17 protein-coding genes are annotated in these 17,599 nt (G+C 66.8%); 16 read left to right on the top strand and 1 reads right to left on the bottom strand.

Going from position 1 to position 17,599, the window contains the following annotated elements:
* The first annotated feature begins 14 nt into the window (after positions 1-14).
* From htpX to IB269_RS11800, 4 genes are all read left to right on the top strand, one after another.
* The gene (gene htpX / locus IB269_RS11815; protein ID WP_013804154.1) at positions 15-893 is read left to right on the top strand and encodes a protease HtpX; all 879 of its coding nucleotides are present in this window, start codon (positions 15-17) and stop codon (positions 891-893) included.
* 154 nt (positions 894-1,047) lie between these two features.
* Positions 1,048-1,305, top strand: coding sequence for a type II toxin-antitoxin system Phd/YefM family antitoxin (locus IB269_RS11810; protein ID WP_180318095.1), 258 nt, complete (start codon positions 1,048-1,050; stop codon positions 1,303-1,305).
* Positions 1,305-1,730: a type II toxin-antitoxin system VapC family toxin gene (locus IB269_RS11805; RefSeq protein ID WP_097203650.1), complete on the top strand. Its 426-nt coding sequence runs from the start codon at positions 1,305-1,307 to the stop codon at positions 1,728-1,730. Before IB269_RS11810 ends, IB269_RS11805 begins: the two co-directional genes overlap by 1 nt.
* Positions 1,731-1,858: 128 nt before the next feature.
* Entirely contained in the window at positions 1,859-2,218 is a 360-nt protein-coding gene (locus tag IB269_RS11800) for a YXWGXW repeat-containing protein (protein WP_013804153.1), read from the top strand.
* 1 nt (position 2,219) lies between these two features.
* On the opposite strand, the gene IB269_RS11795 is transcribed toward IB269_RS11800, so the two are convergent.
* Positions 2,220-3,131, bottom strand: a complete 912-nt coding sequence (locus IB269_RS11795; RefSeq protein WP_013804152.1) for a LysR family transcriptional regulator — start codon at positions 3,129-3,131, stop codon at positions 2,220-2,222.
* A gap of 275 nt (positions 3,132-3,406) precedes the next feature.
* On the opposite strand from IB269_RS11795, the gene IB269_RS11790 reads away from it, so the two are divergent.
* The 12 genes from IB269_RS11790 to IB269_RS11735 all read left to right on the top strand — a co-directional run bounded on the left by IB269_RS11790 (position 3,407) and on the right by IB269_RS11735 (position 17,579).
* Entirely contained in the window at positions 3,407-5,524 is a 2,118-nt protein-coding gene (locus IB269_RS11790; protein WP_192367224.1) for a 3-hydroxyacyl-CoA dehydrogenase NAD-binding domain-containing protein, read from the top strand.
* A gap of 107 nt (positions 5,525-5,631) precedes the next feature.
* On the top strand, positions 5,632-6,813 hold the full coding sequence (locus IB269_RS11785; RefSeq protein ID WP_192367223.1) for an acetyl-CoA C-acyltransferase: 1,182 nt from the start codon (positions 5,632-5,634) through the stop codon (positions 6,811-6,813).
* A gap of 166 nt (positions 6,814-6,979) precedes the next feature.
* Positions 6,980-8,176: an acyl-CoA dehydrogenase family protein gene (locus IB269_RS11780; RefSeq protein WP_013804149.1), complete on the top strand. Its 1,197-nt coding sequence runs from the start codon at positions 6,980-6,982 to the stop codon at positions 8,174-8,176.
* Positions 8,177-8,196: 20 nt separating this feature from the next.
* On the top strand, positions 8,197-9,333 hold the full coding sequence (locus IB269_RS11775; RefSeq protein ID WP_192367222.1) for an acyl-CoA dehydrogenase family protein: 1,137 nt from the start codon (positions 8,197-8,199) through the stop codon (positions 9,331-9,333).
* 16 nt (positions 9,334-9,349) lie between these two features.
* Positions 9,350-10,150, top strand: coding sequence for an oxepin-CoA hydrolase, alternative type (locus tag IB269_RS11770; RefSeq protein ID WP_047326166.1), 801 nt, complete (start codon positions 9,350-9,352; stop codon positions 10,148-10,150).
* Between the two features lie 42 nt (positions 10,151-10,192).
* Entirely contained in the window at positions 10,193-11,449 is a 1,257-nt protein-coding gene (locus IB269_RS11765) for a CaiB/BaiF CoA transferase family protein (protein WP_192367221.1), read from the top strand.
* Between the two features lie 118 nt (positions 11,450-11,567).
* Entirely contained in the window at positions 11,568-12,587 is a 1,020-nt protein-coding gene (locus tag IB269_RS11760; RefSeq protein WP_013804145.1) for a Bug family tripartite tricarboxylate transporter substrate binding protein, read from the top strand.
* Between the two features lie 65 nt (positions 12,588-12,652).
* Complete coding sequence (locus IB269_RS11755) at positions 12,653-13,666, top strand: Bug family tripartite tricarboxylate transporter substrate binding protein (RefSeq protein ID WP_034390425.1); 1,014 nt, start codon at positions 12,653-12,655, stop codon at positions 13,664-13,666.
* Between the two features lie 7 nt (positions 13,667-13,673).
* Entirely contained in the window at positions 13,674-14,648 is a 975-nt protein-coding gene (locus IB269_RS11750; RefSeq protein ID WP_192367220.1) for an NAD(P)H-dependent flavin oxidoreductase, read from the top strand.
* A 122-nt stretch (positions 14,649-14,770) separates the two neighbouring features.
* A complete protein-coding gene (locus tag IB269_RS11745; RefSeq protein WP_012203332.1) occupies positions 14,771-15,520 on the top strand; it encodes an electron transfer flavoprotein subunit beta/FixA family protein in 750 nt (249 codons plus the stop codon).
* Positions 15,521-15,534: 14 nt separating this feature from the next.
* Positions 15,535-16,467 carry an electron transfer flavoprotein subunit alpha/FixB family protein gene (locus IB269_RS11740; RefSeq protein WP_034390428.1) on the top strand — a complete coding sequence of 311 codons (933 nt, stop codon included), beginning with the start codon at positions 15,535-15,537 and terminating at the stop codon, positions 16,465-16,467.
* 125 nt (positions 16,468-16,592) lie between these two features.
* Entirely contained in the window at positions 16,593-17,579 is a 987-nt protein-coding gene (locus IB269_RS11735) for a tripartite tricarboxylate transporter substrate binding protein (protein WP_012203334.1), read from the top strand.
* Positions 17,580-17,599: the final 20 nt, after the last annotated feature.

Below are 17,599 nucleotides of genomic sequence, written 5' to 3'. Positions count from 1 at the left end.
TGGAGAACCCACTGATGAAACGCATCGCACTTTTTCTTTTGACCAACGTCGCCGTCGTGGTGGTGCTGGGCATCGTCGCCAGCCTGCTGGGCGTCAACCGCTTCCTGACTTCCAATGGCCTGAACCTCGGGGCCCTGCTGGGCTTCGCCTTCATCATGGGCTTTGGCGGCGCCATCATCTCGCTGCTGATCTCCAAGCCCCTGGCCAAGTGGAGCTCGGGCGTGCACGTGATCAACGAGCCGCGCAACGCCGATGAGGCCTGGATCGTCAACACCGTGCGCGGCTTCGCCGACCGTGCCGGCATCGGCATGCCCGAAGTCGGCATCTACGAGGGCGAGCCCAATGCCTTCGCCACCGGCGCCTTCAAGAACTCGGCCCTGGTGGCCGTGTCCACGGGCCTGCTGGAAGGCATGACGCGCGAAGAGGTGGAGGCCGTGATCGGCCACGAGGTCGCCCACATCGCCAATGGCGACATGGTGACCATGACCCTGATCCAGGGCGTGATGAACACCTTCGTGGTCTTCCTGTCGCGCGTCATCGGCTATGCCGTGGACAGCTTCCTGCGCAAGAACGACGAAAGCAGCTCGGGCCCCGGCATCGGCTACTACGTGACCACCATCGTGCTGGACATCGTGCTGGGCTTCCTGGCCGCCATCATCGTGGCCTGGTTCTCGCGCCAGCGCGAGTTCCGCGCCGACGCGGGTGCCGCCCAGCTCATGGGCCGCAAGCAGCCGATGATGAATGCGCTGGCCCGCCTGGGCGGCATGCACCCCGGCGAGCTGCCCAAGAGCGTGGCCGCCATGGGCATTGCCGGCGGCATCGGCAAGCTGTTCTCGACCCACCCGCCGATCGAAGAGCGCATTGCCGCGCTGCAGAACGCGCAGAACCTCTGATTCAGCATCAGGTTCGACACGCTGGAACCTGTCCAGTGGGGGCCCGGTCATCGACTGGGCTCCGCTTCCCGAAGCCCCATCAGAAATGCTTGTCCGGTGCTGCATTTATGCGAATGTAGTAACGTACAAGCATTTTCTTTGACGGAGGTGCGTCATGCAGATTTCGACCTTCAGCAGCCGTGAATTCAACCAGCATGTTTCCGCTGCCAAGAAAGCGGCCAGCGGTGATGACGTGGTCTACATCCTGGACCGGGGGCAACCTGCCCACGTGCTGATGAGCATTGAGAAATTCCGTGAACTGTCGGGGCAGACCCGGAACATTCTTCAATTGCTGGACATGCCCGAGGCCGCCGATATCGATTTCGACATTGAGCGCACGAAGGATTTGCCGCGCGCCGTGGACCTGTCCTGATGTATCTGGTGGACTCCAACATCGTTTCCGAACTGCGCAAGGCATCGTCGGGCCGCGCGAACGATGGCGTTGTGGCCTGGGCGCAATCGGTCGCGGCCGACTCCCTTTTCATCAGCGCGATCACGCTGATGGAGCTGGAGAAAGGCGTGCAGTTGAAAGCCCGGCAAGACCCGGTTGCCGGGCAGGTGCTGCGCCGCTGGCTGGTGGAACGCGTGTTCACGGCCTTTCAGGGGCGAGTGCTGCCAGTGGATGCGATGGTTGCCATGGAAAACGCGGCCTACCACGTGCCTGCGCCGCGGCCGCTGGCCGACAGCCTGATCGCGGCCACGGCGAAGGTGCATGGCTTGTGCGTGGTGACCCGCAACATCAAGGATTTCGAGCCCTTCCATGTTCATGGAGTGCGCGTCTTGAACCCTTGGATGTAGGGCCCGTTTCAACCTCACGTACAGCCAGACTTGATCTTTACCCACGCTTCACAAGCCCCTGTCAACAACCGGCAGGGGCTTTTTCGTTGTATCTGCATGGCCGCCCAAAGTGCGGCCAGGAGTGCATCGTGAAGTCTGTATCGATTCAAACGCCGGGTCGTCGCCTGGCTCCGGCCCTGGTCCTGGCTGCCGCCACCGTGGCATTGACCGGCTGCGTGGTGGCGCCTGCCTATCCCGTAGGTCCTTCGGGCGAGGTGGTCTACGCGCCCATGGCGCCGCCGCCGCTGCAGACCGAGGTCATTCCGGTCGCTCCCTCGCCGGTTCATGTCTGGATCGGCGGCTCCTGGGGCTGGGGTGGCGGCCGCTATGCCTGGCGCCCCGGTTACTGGGCCGCGCCGCCGCACCCCGGCTATGGCTGGCGCCCGCACGGCTGGGACCATGGCCCGCGTGGCTGGTACCAGCGCCCGGGCGGCTGGTACCGCCGCTGAGTCAGCTGGCGGCGGCGTCGCCGCTGCCGCCCTGGCCGGCCTTGGCCAGCAGGAAGTCGATGCAGGTGCGCACGGCCCGCGTCTGATGACGGTCGGGCAGGTACAGCAGGTACATGTGGGTGCCGAAGATGCTGAGCCGGTACTCCTGCAGGGTCAGCACCACCTCGCCGCTGGCCACCTTGTCCTGCACCACGTAGTCGGGCACCAGGCCCACGCCCAGGCCCGCCAGAATGCCCTGGCGCAGGAAGGGGAAGTGCTCGGAGATCATGGTCGGCGCCAGCAGCACCTCCTGGCGGTCCGTCCCCTGGTAGGCCGACAGGCGCAGCTGGCGGCCCATCACGCCGGCCGTGATCAGGGGGCTGTTGCGCAGCTCGTACAGCGTGGTGGGCAGGCCGTGCTGCTGCGCATACTCGCGTGAGGCGCAGGCCACGTAGTGCACATTGCCCAGGCTGCGCGCAATCACCGACAGCGGCGGCTCCTGGATCACGCGGATGGCGATGTCCACCTCGTCGCGCAAATGGTCGGCGCGGTTCTCGAACAGCACATCCAGCACGATGCCCGGATACAGCCGCTTGAACTCGATCAGCCAGTCGCTCATCACGATCTGCCCATAGCCGCTGGGCACGCTCAGCCCCACGCGGCCTGCCATCCCCTGGCCCAGCGACGTGATCGTCTCGCGCGCCGACATCATCTCGTTCTGGATCGCGCGGCCATGCTCGTACATCCGCATCCCCACCTCGGTCGGCTCCACGCGCCGCGTGGTGCGCCGCACCAGCTGCACCCCCACCGATTTTTCCAGCTGCGTCAGGTGATAGCTCACATTGGCCCGCGTCATCTTCAGCTTGCGCGCCGCCTGGCTCAGATTGCCGCTATCGATGATTTCCACCAGCAGGGTCAGGGAGTTCAGATCCATGGATATGTCCAGATACTTTGCTTCGCCCACAGCCTATGAAATGGGCGGGGCTCCAAAACCAGGGACACCGAGCAAGGGCCTACGCCGGCCGTGCCGCCCTGCAGCGATGGTGTCGTCCCCCTCCTCGCGCAGCAAATAGAGGGGGGAAGGCGCGCAAGCGCTTCAATGTCAAAGATTTTTTTACAGTCTGTCAATCATTCATGGGATTGTAAAGAACCATTGTCGTGGCAAGAATGGATGTTTTGAGTGGAAAACCCAAGTTCGGAGACATACAGATGAGCGAACAAGCCCAGGCTTCCGTGGTCCAGACCCGCCTTGATGGTGCCGTGCTGGTGGTCAGCATCAACAATCCCCCCGTGAATGCCCTGGGCCAGGCCGTGCGCGCCGGCCTGCTGGCTGCCGTGGAGCAGGCCGAATCGGATGCCGCCGTGAAGGCCGTGCTCATCGTGGGTGAGGGCAAGGCCTTCATCGCCGGAGCAGACATCCGCGAATTCGGCAAGCCCGCCATGCCGCCCTCGCTGCCCGAGGTGCTCAATCGTCTCGAAGCCTCCGACAAGATCGTGGTCGCCGCCATCCATGGCCCGGCCCTGGGCGGCGGCCTGGAAGTGGCCATGTCGGCCCACTACCGCCTGGCTTTGCCGGCTGCCAAGCTCGGCCTGCCCGAAGTCAACCTGGGCCTGCTGCCCGGCGCTGGCGGCACGCAGCGCGCACCGCGCCTGATGGGCGTGAAGGCGGCCGCCGACCTCATGCTCAGCGGCAAGCACCTGTCGGCCAAGGCCGCGCTGGCCGCCGGCCTGGTGGACAAGCTGGTGGACGGCACCGACGCCACGGCCGCAGGCCTGGTCTACGCCAACGAGCTGCTGGCATCCAATACCGCGCCGCGCCGCACGCGTTACATCGAGATTGCCGACAAGGCCGCCGCCCTGGCCGAACTCGACGCGCTGGCCGCCGAGACCGCCAAGAAGAGCCGCGGCCTGTTCTCGCCGCTGAAGATCGTGGAATGCGTGCGCGCCGCCGTGGAGCTGCCCTTCGACGAAGGCATCGCCAAGGAGCGTGCCCTGTTCGTGGAATGTCTGAACAGCCCGCAGCGCGCCGGCCTGATCCACGCCTTCTTCGCCGAGCGCGAAACCGCCAAGATTCCCGAAGCCAAGGCCGCTGCGCCGCGCCACTTTGCCAAGATCGCCGTCATCGGCGGCGGCACCATGGGCGCCGGCATCACGGTGTCCGCGCTGGACGCGGGCCTTGTGGTGACCATGATCGAGCGCGACGCCGAGTCCATCGCGCGCGGCCAGGCCAATGTGGAGAAGGTCTACAACGGCCTGATCGCCAAGGGCCGCATGACCGAGGAGGCCAAGGCCGCCGTCATGGCGCGCTACACGCCCAGCACCTCCTATGACGACATCAAGGATGTGGACCTGGTGATCGAGGCCGTGTTCGAGGACCTCGAAGTCAAGAAGGCCGTGTTCAAGGAACTGGACCGCGTCTGCAAGCCCGGCGCCGTGCTGGCCACCAACACCTCCTACCTGGACATCGACGCCATTGCCGCCGCCACCTCGCGCCCGCAGGACGTGATCGGCCTGCACTTCTTCAGCCCCGCCAACATCATGAAGCTGCTGGAGATCGTGGTGCCCGCCAAGGTGGCGCCCGACGTGGTGACCACGGCCTTCGAGCTGGCCAAGCGCATGAAGAAGGTGCCCGTGCGCGCCGGCGTCTGCGACGGCTTCATCGGCAACCGCATCCTGGCCGTCTACAAGCAGGCTGCCGACTACATCATGGAAGACGGCGCCAGCCCCTACGAGATCGACGAGGCCGTGCGCGGCTTCGGCTACCCGATGGGCCCGTTCCAGGTCACCGACCTGGCCGGCGGCGACATCGGCTGGGCCACGCGCAAGCGGCGTGCTGCCACGCGCGATCCCAAGGCCCGCTACGTCGAAGTGGCCGACCGCGTCTGCGAGCGCGGCTGGTTCGGCCAGAAGACGGGCCGTGGCTTCTACCTCTACCCGCAGGGCGCGCGCGTCGGCCAGCCCGACCCCGAAGTGCTGGCCATCGTCGATGCCGAGCGCGCCAAGAAGGGCGTGACGCCGCGCAAGTTCACCCCTGAGGAAATCATGCGCCGCTACATGGCCGCCATGGTCAACGAAGGTGCCAAGGTGGTGGAGGAGGGCATTGCCCTGCGCCCGCTGGATGTGGACGTGACCTTCCTGTCCGGCTACGGCTTCCCGCGCTTTCGTGGCGGCCCCATGAAGTGGGCCGACATGCAAGGTCTGGACAAGGTGCTGGCCGACATCCGCGAATTCGCCAAGGAAGACGCGCTGTTCTGGAAGCCCGCTCCCCTGCTCGAAAAGCTGGTCGCCGAAGGCCGCGATTTCGAAAGTCTGAACAAGGCAGCGTAAGCCGCCCCGCGTTTCCCCGCCATGCCCTTGACCCGCTCCGTCCAACGCAGAGCGGGCAGGGCCGTGCACAACCACAACAATTTTCCAGAGACAAGCAAGGACCGACCATGCGCGAAGCCGTCATCGTTTCCACTGCCCGCACGCCCCTGACCAAGTCGCACCGCGGCGAGTTCAACGTCACGCCCGCCGCCCAGCTGGCGGCCTTCTCGGTCAAGGCCGCGGTCGAGCGCTCGGGCATCGACCCGGCCATGATCGAGGACCTGATCCTGGGCTGCGGCAACCCCGACGGCTTCCAGGGCCGCAACCTGGGCCGCCAGACCGTGCTGCGCGCCGAGCTGCCCCTGTCCATCGCGGGCACGACCATCACGCGCTTTTGCGCCTCGGGCCTGCAGTCCATCGCCATCGCGGCGGGCCGCATCGTGGCCGAGGGCGTGGACGCCATGCTGGCCGGCGGCATCGAGACCATCTCGGGCATCCGCCCCGGCAACAACCTGCCCACCGACATGGACCCCTGGCTGGTCGAGCACAAGCCCGCGCTGTACATGGCCATGATCGACACGGCCGACATCGTGGCGCGCCGCTACGGCATCAGCCGCGAGGACCAGGACGCCTTCTCGCTGCAAAGCCAGCAGCGCACGGCCGCCGCCCAGGCCGCCGACCTGTTCAAGGACGAAATCATTGCCTGCGCCACGCGCATGGCCGAGAAGAACAAGGACACGGGCGAGATCACCTACCGGGACGTGGTCGCCACCAAGGACAACTGCAACCGCGCCTCCACCACGTTGGAAGGCCTGGCCAAGCTGGAACCCGTCAAGGGCCCGGACCAGTTCATCACGGCCGGCAATGCCTCGCAGCTGTCCGATGGATCGTCGGCCTGCGTGCTGATGGAAGCCAAGCAGGCCGAGCGCCTGGGCCTGTCCCCGCTGGGTGCCTTCCGCGGCTTTGCCGTGGCCGGCTGCGAGCCTGACGAAATGGGCATCGGCCCCGTCTTCGCGGTCCCCAAGCTGCTGGCGCGCCACGGTCTCAAGGTCGAGGACATCGACCTGTGGGAACTCAACGAGGCCTTCGCCTCCCAGGCCCTGTACTGCCAGCGCAAGCTGGGCATTCCCAACGAGCGCCTGAACGTCAACGGCGGCGCCATCTCCATCGGCCACCCCTTCGGCATGACGGGTGCGCGCCTGGCGGGCCACATCCTGCTGGAAGGCCAGCGCCGCAAGGCCAAGTGGGGCGTGGTCACCATGTGCATCGCAGGTGGCATGGGCGCCGCAGGCCTGTTCGAAATTTATTGAATAAGCACCCCCTGAGCGGCTGGCGCCGCTTCCCCCTCTCTCGCTTCGCGGGAGGGGAACGACGCCCTTGCTGCGGGGCGGCCCTTGCTCGGCGTCCCTCGCTTAGGGCACGCCAATTTCAGGGCTGCAAACGGCTTACAACGCCACGGATTACTGGGGAATAGCAATGGATTTGCAATTTACGACTGAAGAACTGGCCTTCCGCGACGAGGTTCGCGGCTTCCTCAAGGACAAGCTGCCCGAGGACCTGTCGCACAAGGTCAAGAACGGCCTGCAGCTGAGCAAGCAGGACATGGAGCGCTGGCACGCCATCCTCAACGAGCGCGGCTGGCTGGCCAACCACTGGCCCGAGCAGCACGGCGGCCCGGGCTGGAGCGCGGTGCAGAAATTCATCTTCGAGCATGAATGCGCACTGGCGGGCACGCCGCGCATCGTGCCCTTCGGGCTGAGCATGCTGGGCCCCGTCCTGATCAAGTACGGCAACGAGGCGCAGAAGGCCCACTGGCTGCCGCGCATCCTCAATGGCGCCGACTGGTGGTGCCAGGGCTATTCGGAGCCGGGTTCGGGTTCGGACCTGGCCTCGGTCAAGACGTCTGCCGTGCGCGATGGAGATCACTACATCGTCAACGGCCAGAAGACCTGGACCACGCTGGGCCAGCACGCCAACATGATCTTCTGCCTGGTGCGCACCAACCGCGAGGCCAAGGCGCAGCAGGGCATCAGCTTCCTGCTGGTGGACATGAACTCGCCCGGCGTGGAAGTGCGCCCCATCATCACGCTGGACGGCGAGCACGAGGTCAACGAAGTCTTCTTCACCGACGTCAGGGTGCCCGTGGAGAACCTGGTCGGCGAGGAGAACAAGGGCTGGACCTACGCCAAGTACCTGCTGACCTACGAGCGCACCAACATCGCGGGCGTGGGCTTCTCGGTGGCCGGGCTGGAAAAGCTCAAGGCCGTCGCCGGCCGCATGCTGCGCAACGGCAAGCCGCTGACGCAGGACCCGCTGTTCGCGGCCCGCCTGGCCAAGGTCGAGATCGACCTGGAGAACATGAAGACCACCAACCTGCGCGTGATCGCCGCCGTGGCCGGCGGCGGCGTGCCGGGCGCCGAAAGCTCCATGCTCAAGATCCGCGGCACCGAGATCCGCCAGGAAATCCTGTCCCTGGTGCGTCGCGCCATGGGGCCGTACGCCGCGCCCTTCATCGAAGAGGCCCTGCAGGCCGGCTACGACCAGCCCGCCATCGGCGACGCGGCTGCCGCCACGGCCGCCGCCGCGTACTTCAACTACCGCAAGCTGTCGATCTTCGGCGGCTCCAACGAAATCCAGAAGAACATCATCTCCAAGATGATCCTCGGCCTCTGATCCGGCAAGGAAAACGGAACATGAACTTCGAACACACCGAAGACCGCCGCATGCTGGCGGACAGCCTCAACCGCTTCGTCTCCGAGCAGTACGCCATCGAGGCGCGCAACCACGTCGCCTATGGCGAGGAAGGCCACAGTCCGCTGCTGTACGGGCAGTTCGCGGACATCGGCGCCATCGGCGCGCTGTTCCCGGAAGACGCTGGCGGCTTTGGCGGCCAGGGCTTCGACATCAGCGTGGTCTTCGAATGCCTGGGCCGCGGCCTGGTGGCCGAGCCGCTGCTGGGCGCCCTGGTCGTGGGCCAGGCCCTGATCGCGGCCGGCAGCGATGCGCAAAAGGAACAGCTGGCAGCCATCATCGGCGGCACGTCCATTGCGGCCCTGGCCCATGACGAGCCCGGCAGCCACTACGAGCTCAACAACGTCGCCACCACGGCCGTGCGCAGCGGCGACGGCTGGGTGCTGAACGGTGCCAAGGGCGTTGTCGCCTTCGGCGAGAAGGCCGACCTGCTGCTGGTCTCGGCCCGCACCTCGGGCAGCCAGTACGACGAGGCCGGCATCAGCCTGTTCCTGGTCCCCGGCAATGCCGCAGGCATCCAAAAGCGCGGCTACAACCGCATCGAGGGCGGCCGCGCGGCCGAGCTGGTGCTGGACAAGGTGCAGGTCGGCGCAGACGCCCTGCTGGGCGAAGAGGGCCGGGGCCTGCCCCTGCTGGAACGTGTCAGCGGCTACGCCGTGCTGGCGCTGACCGCCGAGGCCGTGGGCGCCATGGACGTGGCCAAGGACCAGACGCTGGAGTACCTGCGCACGCGCAAGCAGTTCGGCGTGCCCATCGGCAGCTTCCAGGCCCTGCAGCACCGCATGGCCGACCTGCTGCTGGAAGTGGAGCAGGCGCGCTCGGCCGTGATCAACGCGGCCGCCGCCATTGCGGACGAAGACCGCGTGGCGCGTGAGAAGGCCCTGTCGGCCGCCAAGTACAGCATCGGCCGCATCGGCACCCTGGTGGCCGAGGAAAGCATCCAGATGCATGGCGGCATCGGCATGACCTGGGAGCTGCCCCTGGCCCACTACGCCAAGCGCCTGGTCATGATCGACCACCAGTTCGGCGACGAGGACCACCATCTGTCGCGTTACATCGCACTCGGCTCGCAACACTGAGCCAAGGAAAGCCGCCATGACCGAAGCGAACCAAGTCCTGCTGACCCGCCGCGAAGGCGCCGTGCTGGTGCTGTCCAACAACAACGTGGCCGCGCGCAATGCGCTGTCGCCCGAGTTCTACGCGGCCGTCTCGGCGGCGCTCAAGAGCGCGGCGACCGACCCCACCGTGGGCGCCGTGGTGCTCACGGGCGAGGGCGGCCACTTCTGCGCGGGCGGCGACCTGCGCCAGCTGGCCAAGCGCCGCGAGCTGCCGGTGCAGGAGCGACGCGCCAAGCTCGAAGGCCTGCATGACCTGATCCGCAGCGTGCGCGACTTTCCCAAGCCCGTGATCGCCGCCGTCGAAGGCGCGGCGGCCGGCGCGGGCCTGTCGCTGGCCCTGGCCTGCGACATGCTGGTGGCCGCGAAGAACGCCGTGTTCTCGGTCGCCTACGTCAAGGTCGGCCTCACGCCCGATGGCGGCGCCACCGCCTTCCTGGCCGAGTTCGTCTCGCGCCAGGTGCTGACCGAGCTGTGCCTGACCGGCGAGCGCATCAGCGGCGAGCGCCTGCATGCCCTGGGCCCCGTCAACCGCCTGTCCGAACCGGGCCAGGCCCAGGCCGACGCCGTGGCGCTGGCCGCCCAGGTGGCCACCGGCCCCGACCAGGCCATGGCCCTGATCAAGGACCTGTGCCGCCAGGCGCCGCGCAACACGCTGGAAGAGCAGCTGGAGCTGGAGGCGCAGTACATGGTGCGCTCTCAGGAGAGCGAGGAATCGCGCGAAGGCATTGGCGCCTTCCTCGAAAAGCGCAGCGCCGACTTCACCAAGCTGCGCGGCTGAAACCGCTCAAGACCTAAAAGACTTTCCAAGGAGACAACGCACATGGCCGACAGCCACAACGATCAGAACCAGGACATCGACTTCCCGCTGGAGGGTGTGCGCGTGCTCGACCTCTCGCGCGTGTTCGCGGGGCCGCTGTGCGGCATGGTGCTGGCCGACTTCGGCGCCGAAGTGGTCAAGATCGAGCACCCGGGCCGCGGCGACGACACGCGCGACTGGGGCCTGCGCATCGGCAAGACCGAGACCACCTACTACAACAGCATGAACCGCAACAAGCGGTCCATCACGCTGGACCTGCAGACCCCCGAGGGCGTGAAGATCGTCCACGACCTGCTGCCCCAGTTCGACGTGGTCATCCACAACTTCAAGACCGGCGGCGCCGAGAAGCTGGGCCTGGGCTACGAGCAGCTCAAGGCCATCAAGCCCGGCATCATCTACTGCGCCGTGGCCGGCTATGACAGCAGCGGCCCCGAGGCCAAGCGCCCCGGCTACGACCTGGTCATCCAGGGCGAGGCCGGTCTCATGGCGCTCAACGGCGAGGCCGGCACGCCGCCGCTCAAGTTCGGCGTGGCCGTGGTCGACCTCATGACCGGCATGTACGCGGCCCAGGCCATCCTGGCCGCGCTGTTCCGCCGCGAGCGCACGGGCAAGGGCCGCCTCATCGAGATGGCGCTGTACGACAGCGGCATCATGATCACCGGCTACTACGGCCTGGATGCCATGCAGCTCGGCCATGACCCCGAGCGCTACGGCAATGCCCACCCCTCCATCGTTCCCTACGGCATGTACGAGGCGGCCGACGGCCCGCTGATCATCGCCGTGGGCAACAACGCCCAGTTCGACAAGTTCTGCCGCCAGGTGGTGATGCGCCCCGACATCGTCGAGGACGAGCGTTTCTCCACCAACGTCAACCGCGCCAAGAACCGCCTGGAGCTGGGCCCCATGCTCAAGGAACTGATCCGCTCCTTCCCGCGCGATCTGCTGCTGGAGCGCCTGACGGCCGCCGGCATCCCCTGCGGCCGCGTGGCCGGCCTGCACGAGGCCCTGACCAGCGAGCGCACGCGCCGTGGCGGCCTGCTGCAGGACATGCCCCACCCCGTGGTCGGCACCACGCCCGTGTTCGCGCCGCCCTACCGCCTGGACGGCCAGCGCCTGCCCATCCGCCATGCACCGCCCACGCTGGGCGAGGGCACGCGCGAGGTGCTGCACCGGCTGCTGAGCATGAGCGACGAGCAGCTGCAGCAGCTGCAGTCCAAGGGCGTGCTGACCCTGCCCGAGACCCCCGCGCAACAGGGATAAGAGGACCGATCACGCGACTGATTCCACGGGGGCCATTGATGCCCGGCTCCCGACCCGCCAGGTTTGCATGCCGCACCAAGACGGCACCCATAGACAGCAATACCCAGGAGACAAAACCATGAGCAACCAAGTCACACGCCGCGACATTCTTCAAGGGCTGGCCGCCATCGGCGGCACCAGCCTGCTGGCCACGGGCGCCACCAGCGCCCTCGCACAGGCCGGCAAGCCGGCCGCGTGGCCCACCAAGCCCATCCGCGTGGTCGTGCCCTTCAACGCGGGCGGCGCCACCGACATCATTGCGCGCACCATCGGCGAGGCCCTGGCCAAGCGCGTGGGCCAGCCCGTGGTCATCGACAACCGCGCGGGCGCGGCCGGCATCCTGGGCACGGACGCCGTGGTCAAGGCGCCCGCCGACGGCCACACCCTGCTGGTCTCGCTCAGCACCTCCATGCTGATCAACCAGTTCCTCTACACCAAGCTGCCCTACAACCCGCAAAAGGACATCGCCCTGGTCACCCAGATCGCGGCGGCGCCCGTCACCCTGGTGGTCCATCCCTCGGTGCCGGCCAACAACATGAAGGAGCTGCTGGCCTACGTGAAGGCCAACAAGGGCAAGCTCTCGTACGGCTCCTGGGGCGTGGGCTCGTATGCCCACCTGGCCGGTGCCTACATGAGCAAGACCATGGACGCCGACATGACCCACGCCGCCTACAAGGGCGAGGCGCCCATGATCCAGGAGCTGATCGGCGGCCAGCTGCAGATGTGCTTTTCCAGCGCGCTCAACACCAAGCCCTTCATCGACTCGGGCAAGCTCAAGGCCATCGGCGTCACGGGCAAGGAGCGCATGGAAATCCTGCCCAAGCTGCCCACCATCCATGAGCAGGGCGTCACCGACGACGCCTACGCCATCTACGGCTGGGTGGCCATGGGCGCACCGGCCGGCGTACCCAAGGAGATCGTGGACCAGCTCTACGGCCACCTGCGCGAAATCGCCAAGGACCCCAAGGTGCTGGAGCGCACCGTGGGAGCAGGCTTCATGCCGCTGATGAACAGCCCGCAGGCCTTCCGCGAGAACTACCAGCGCGACATGCCGATCTGGAAGGCGCTGGTGGAAGAAGCCGGCGCGAAGCTTGATTGATTTTTCCGGCCCGCGGCAGCGGGCCGCCACCGACGACTGCTGAGACAGCTTTGAGAGGAGACTTCATGTACACGCGCAATCCCGCATCCCCGGCACGCCCCACGCGGCGCAGCGTTCTGGCCCTGGCCGCAGCCCCGCTGCTGGCCGGCCTGGCCGGCGGCGCCCTGGCCGAGACCGGCTGGCCCAGCAAGATGCTGCGGCTGGTCGTGCCCTTCCCGGCGGGCGGCCCCACCGACACGGCATCGCGCATCGTGGGCCAGAAGCTGGGCGAGCGTCTCAAGCAGACCGTGGTGGTGGAAAACCGCCCTGGCGCCTCCGGCTCCATCGCGGCCGTGCAGGTCGCCAAGAGCCCGGCCGACGGCTACACGCTGATGATGCTGGCCACGCCCACGCTGCTGGCGCCGCACCTGTACAAGAAGGCCGGCTACGACACCGTCAAGGACTTCACGCCCGTGGCCACGGTCTATGACCTGCCCATCGTCATCGTGGTCAATCCCACGCTGCTGCCCGATGTCACCGACCTCAAGAGCCTGATCGCCCACGCCAAGGCGCAGAAGGTCGCGCTCAACTACACCAGCTCGGGCGCCGGCAGCTTCGGCCACCTGAGCATGGAGCTGCTCAAGCAGATGGCCGGCTTCGACATGCAGCACGTGCCCTACAAGGGCGGCGTGCCCGCCATCACCGACACCATCGGCGGCCAGGTGCCCATCATGTATGCCGACCTCGTGGCCGCGCTGCCCCACATCCAGGCCGGCAAGCTGCGCGCCATCGCCGTGGGATCGCCCCAGCGCGTGGCCATGCTGCCCGACACCAAGACCATTGCCGAGCAGGGCATCAAGGGCTACGACGCCGTCTCCTGGGGCGGCCTGCTGGCGCCCAAGGGCACGCCCAAGGCCGTGGTCGACCGCATCGCCAGCGAAGTTCAGCAGATCCTGGCCGACAAGGACATCCAGGAAAAGCTGCTCAACGCAGGCGCCATCGCCGCCTACCAGAACCCCGCCCAGCTGGGCCAGCGCATCCAGCAGGACTACACGCGCTGGGGCCAACTGATCCGCGACAAGGGCATTGCAGTGGAGTGACATCGACATGAAGACACGCATCACCGAACTCTTTGGCATCGAGCACCCCATCATCCAGGGCGGCATGCACCATGTGGGCCTGGCCGAGCTGGCCGCCGCCGTCTCCAACGCGGGCGGCCTGGGGCTGATCACGGGCCTGACCCAGCGCACGCCCGAGCTGCTGGCGCGCGAGATCGCGCGCTGCCGCGAGATGACGGACAGGCCCTTCGGCGTCAACCTGACCTTCCTGCCCTCGGTCAATCCGCCCGACTACCCGGGCTACGTCAAGGCCATCATCGAAGGCGGCGTCAAGGTCGTGGAGACGGCGGGCAACAACCCGCAGAAATGGCTGCCCGCGCTCAAGGAAGCCGGCATCAAGGTCATCCACAAGTGCACCTCGGTGCGCCATGCGCTCAAGGCCGAGGCCATCGGCTGCGACGCCATCAGCGTGGACGGCTTCGAATGCGGCGGCCATCCGGGCGAGGACGACATTCCCAATTTCATCCTGCTGCCGCGCGCGGCCGAAGAACTGAAGATTCCCTTTGTCGCCTCGGGCGGCATGGCCGACGGCCGCTCGCTGGTGGCTGCGCTGGCGCTGGGCGCCGAGGGCATCAACATGGGCACGCGCTTCATCGCCACCCAGGAAGCGCCCGTGCACGACAACGTCAAGCAGGCCATCGTCGCGGCCAGCGAGCTGGATACGCGTCTGGTCATGCGCCCGCTGCGCAACACCGAGCGCGTGCTGACCAACCCGGCCACCGAGCGCCTGCTGCAAAAGGAGCGCGAGCTGGGCGCGGCCATCACCTTTGCCGACATCGCGCCCGAGGTGGCCGGCGTCTATCCGCGCATCATGCATGACGGCGACATGGACGCAGGCGTCTGGTCCTGCGGCATGGTGGCCGGCCTGATCCACGACGTGCCCACGGTCCAGCAGCTGATCTCCGGCATCATGGACCAGGCCCATGCACTGATCAACGAGCGGTTGGCCGGCCTGGCCCGCTGACCGCCCATCTTCACAGGACTTACGCAAACAGGATGCGACAACGTGCTGCGCCCCATGGCAAGCCGCTTGCCTTGTTCCTTCTTGCGTAAGTCGTACTTCAAAAACCAGGAAAGAGCTTTCTCATGAAAATCCTTGTACCCGTCAAACGTGTCGTGGACTACAACGTGAAGGTCCGCGTGAAGTCGGACGGCACGGGCGTGGACATCGCCAACGTCAAGATGAGCATGAACCCCTTTGACGAAATCGCCGTCGAAGAAGCCGTTCGCCTCAAGGAAAAGGGCGTGGCCACCGAAGTCATCGCCGTCTCCTGCGGCGTGGCCCAGTGCCAGGAAACCCTGCGCACGGCCATGGCCATCGGTGCCGACCGCGGCATCCTGGTGGAGACCACCGAGGAGCTGCAGCCCCTGGCCGTCGCCAAGCTGCTCAAGGCCCTGGTGGACAAGGAACAGCCCGGCCTGATCATCCTGGGCAAGCAGGCCATCGACGACGACGCCAACCAGACCGGCCAGATGCTGGCGGCCCTGGCCGACCTGCCCCAGGCCACCTTCGCCTCCAAGGTTGAAGTCGCTGGCGACAAGGTGAATGTCACGCGCGAAGTGGACGGCGGCCTGGAAACCCTGGCCCTGAGCCTGCCGGCCGTCATCACCACCGACCTGCGCCTGAACGAGCCGCGCTACGTCACGCTGCCCAACATCATGAAGGCCAAGAAAAAGCAGCTGGACACGGTCAAGCCTGAAGAGCTGGGCGTCGATGTCGCCCCGCGCCTGAAGACGCTCAAGGTGGCCGAGCCCGCCAAGCGCGGCGCTGGCGTGAAGGTGCCCGATGTGGCGACCCTGGTCAGCAAGCTCAAGAACGAAGCCAAGGTCATCTAAAGGAATTCGCAGACATGACATCCCTCGTTATTGCAGAACACGACAACGCTTCCATCAAGAGCGCCACGCTCAACACCGTCACTGCGGCCCTGGCCTGCGGCGGCGACGTGCATGTGCTGGTGGCGGGCGAGAATGCCGGCGCCGCTGCGCAGGCCGCTGCCCAGATCGCTGGCGTGTCCAAGGTCATCCACGCCGACGGCGCCAGCCTGAAGGACGGCCTGGCAGAGAACATTGCGGCGCAAGTGCTGGCGATTGCTTCGAACTACAGCCACATCCTGTTCCCCGCCACCGCCAGCGGCAAGAACGCTGCGCCGCGCGTGGCCGCCAAGCTGGACGTGGCCCAGATCAGCGACATCACCAAGGTGGACAGCGCCGACACCTTCGAGCGTCCCATCTACGCAGGCAACGCCATTGCCACGGTGCAAAGCAGCGACAAGATCAAGGTCATCACCGTGCGCGGCACGGGCTTTGACGCAGCGGCCACCACGGGCGGCAGCGCCCAGGTGGAGCAGTTGGCCGCCGCTGGCGACAACGGCAAGAGCAGCTTCGTGGGCCGCGAGGTCACCAAGAACGACCGCCCGGAACTGACGGCCGCCAAGATCATCGTCTCCGGTGGCCGCGCGCTGGGCAGCAGCGAGAAGTTCAACGAAGTCATGACCCCGCTGGCCGACAAGCTGGGCGCCGCCATCGGCGCTTCGCGCGCAGCGGTGGACGCAGGCTATGCGCCCAATGACCTGCAGGTCGGCCAGACTGGCAAGATCGTGGCGCCCCAGCTGTACATTGCGGCCGGTATTTCCGGCGCCATCCAGCATTTGGCCGGCATGAAGGACTCCAAGGTGATCGTGGCGATCAACAAGGACCCCGAGGCACCGATCTTCTCGGTGGCCGACTACGGCCTGGAGGCCGACCTGTTCCAGGCCGTGCCCGAGCTGGTGCAGTCGCTGTAGGAACGCAAGGCACCGCACCGGGAGGCGGTGCCAACGGGCCCGGGTGAAGTATCCGGGCCCTGGCCAGAGCGGCACACAAGGCATGTGCCCCGGCCCCACCTGGTTCAGAGATGCAGGAGACAGATATGCAGATTTCCATTGGCCGCCGCAGCCTTGCGCTTGCGGCTGTTGTCTTTGTGGCCACCACGGGCGCCAGCGCACCGGCATGGGCCCAGGCCAGCGACTTTCCCACGCGCCCGATCACGCTGATCGTGCCCTTCCCCGCAGGCGGCTCCACCGACCGCCACATGCGCACCCTGGCCGACATCGCGGGCAAGCAGCTGGGCCAGACCATCATCGTGGAGAACAAGCCCGGCGCGGGCGGCACGCTGGGCCCGGGCAACATGTCCCGCACGGCCAAGCCCGATGGCTACACCATCACCCAGTTCCCCATGTCCATGCTGCGCATGGCGCACATGCAGAAGACGGCCTGGAACCCGGTCACGGACTTCACCTACATCATCGGCGTCTCGGGCTACACCTTCGGCTTCACGGTGCGCTCGGACTCGCCCTACAAGAGCTTCAACGAATACATTGCCGCCGCGCGCAAGAGCCCCGGCAAGATCGAGTACGGCTCCACCGGCATAGGCTCCTCGCCCCACCTGCTGATGGAGGAACTGGCCGAGAACGCCAAGGTCACGCTCAACCACGTGCCCTTCAAGGGCAACGCCGACCTGCAGCAGGCCCTGCTGGGCGGCCACGTGGCCGCGCAAAGCGATGCCTCGGGCTGGGACACCTATGTGGACGGCGGCCAGATGCGCCTGCTCATGACCTTCGGCGAAAAGCGCACCCAGCGCTGGCCCGACGTGCCCACGGCCAAGGAGCTGGGCTATGGCGTGGTCTCCACCTCGCCCTACGGACTGGCCGGCCCCAAGGGCATGGACCCGGCCGTGGTGCGCAAGCTGCACGACGCCTTCAAGAAAGCCATGGATGACCCGCGCCACATCGAGGTGCTCAAGCAGCTGAACCAGGACGCCTGGTACCGCTCCGGCGCCGACTATGCGCAATGGGTGCGCGAGGCCTATGCCAAGGACAAGGTCCTGATCGACCGCCTGGGCCTGGCCGCCAAGTAGGCCTGTCCTCCAATGCGCCC

It is taken from the genome of Delftia sp. DLF01 (assembly GCF_014852125.1).
GTDB lineage: Bacteria > Pseudomonadota > Gammaproteobacteria > Burkholderiales > Burkholderiaceae_C > Comamonas > Comamonas acidovorans.
This window is presented reverse-complemented; position numbering and strand designations above follow the sequence as displayed.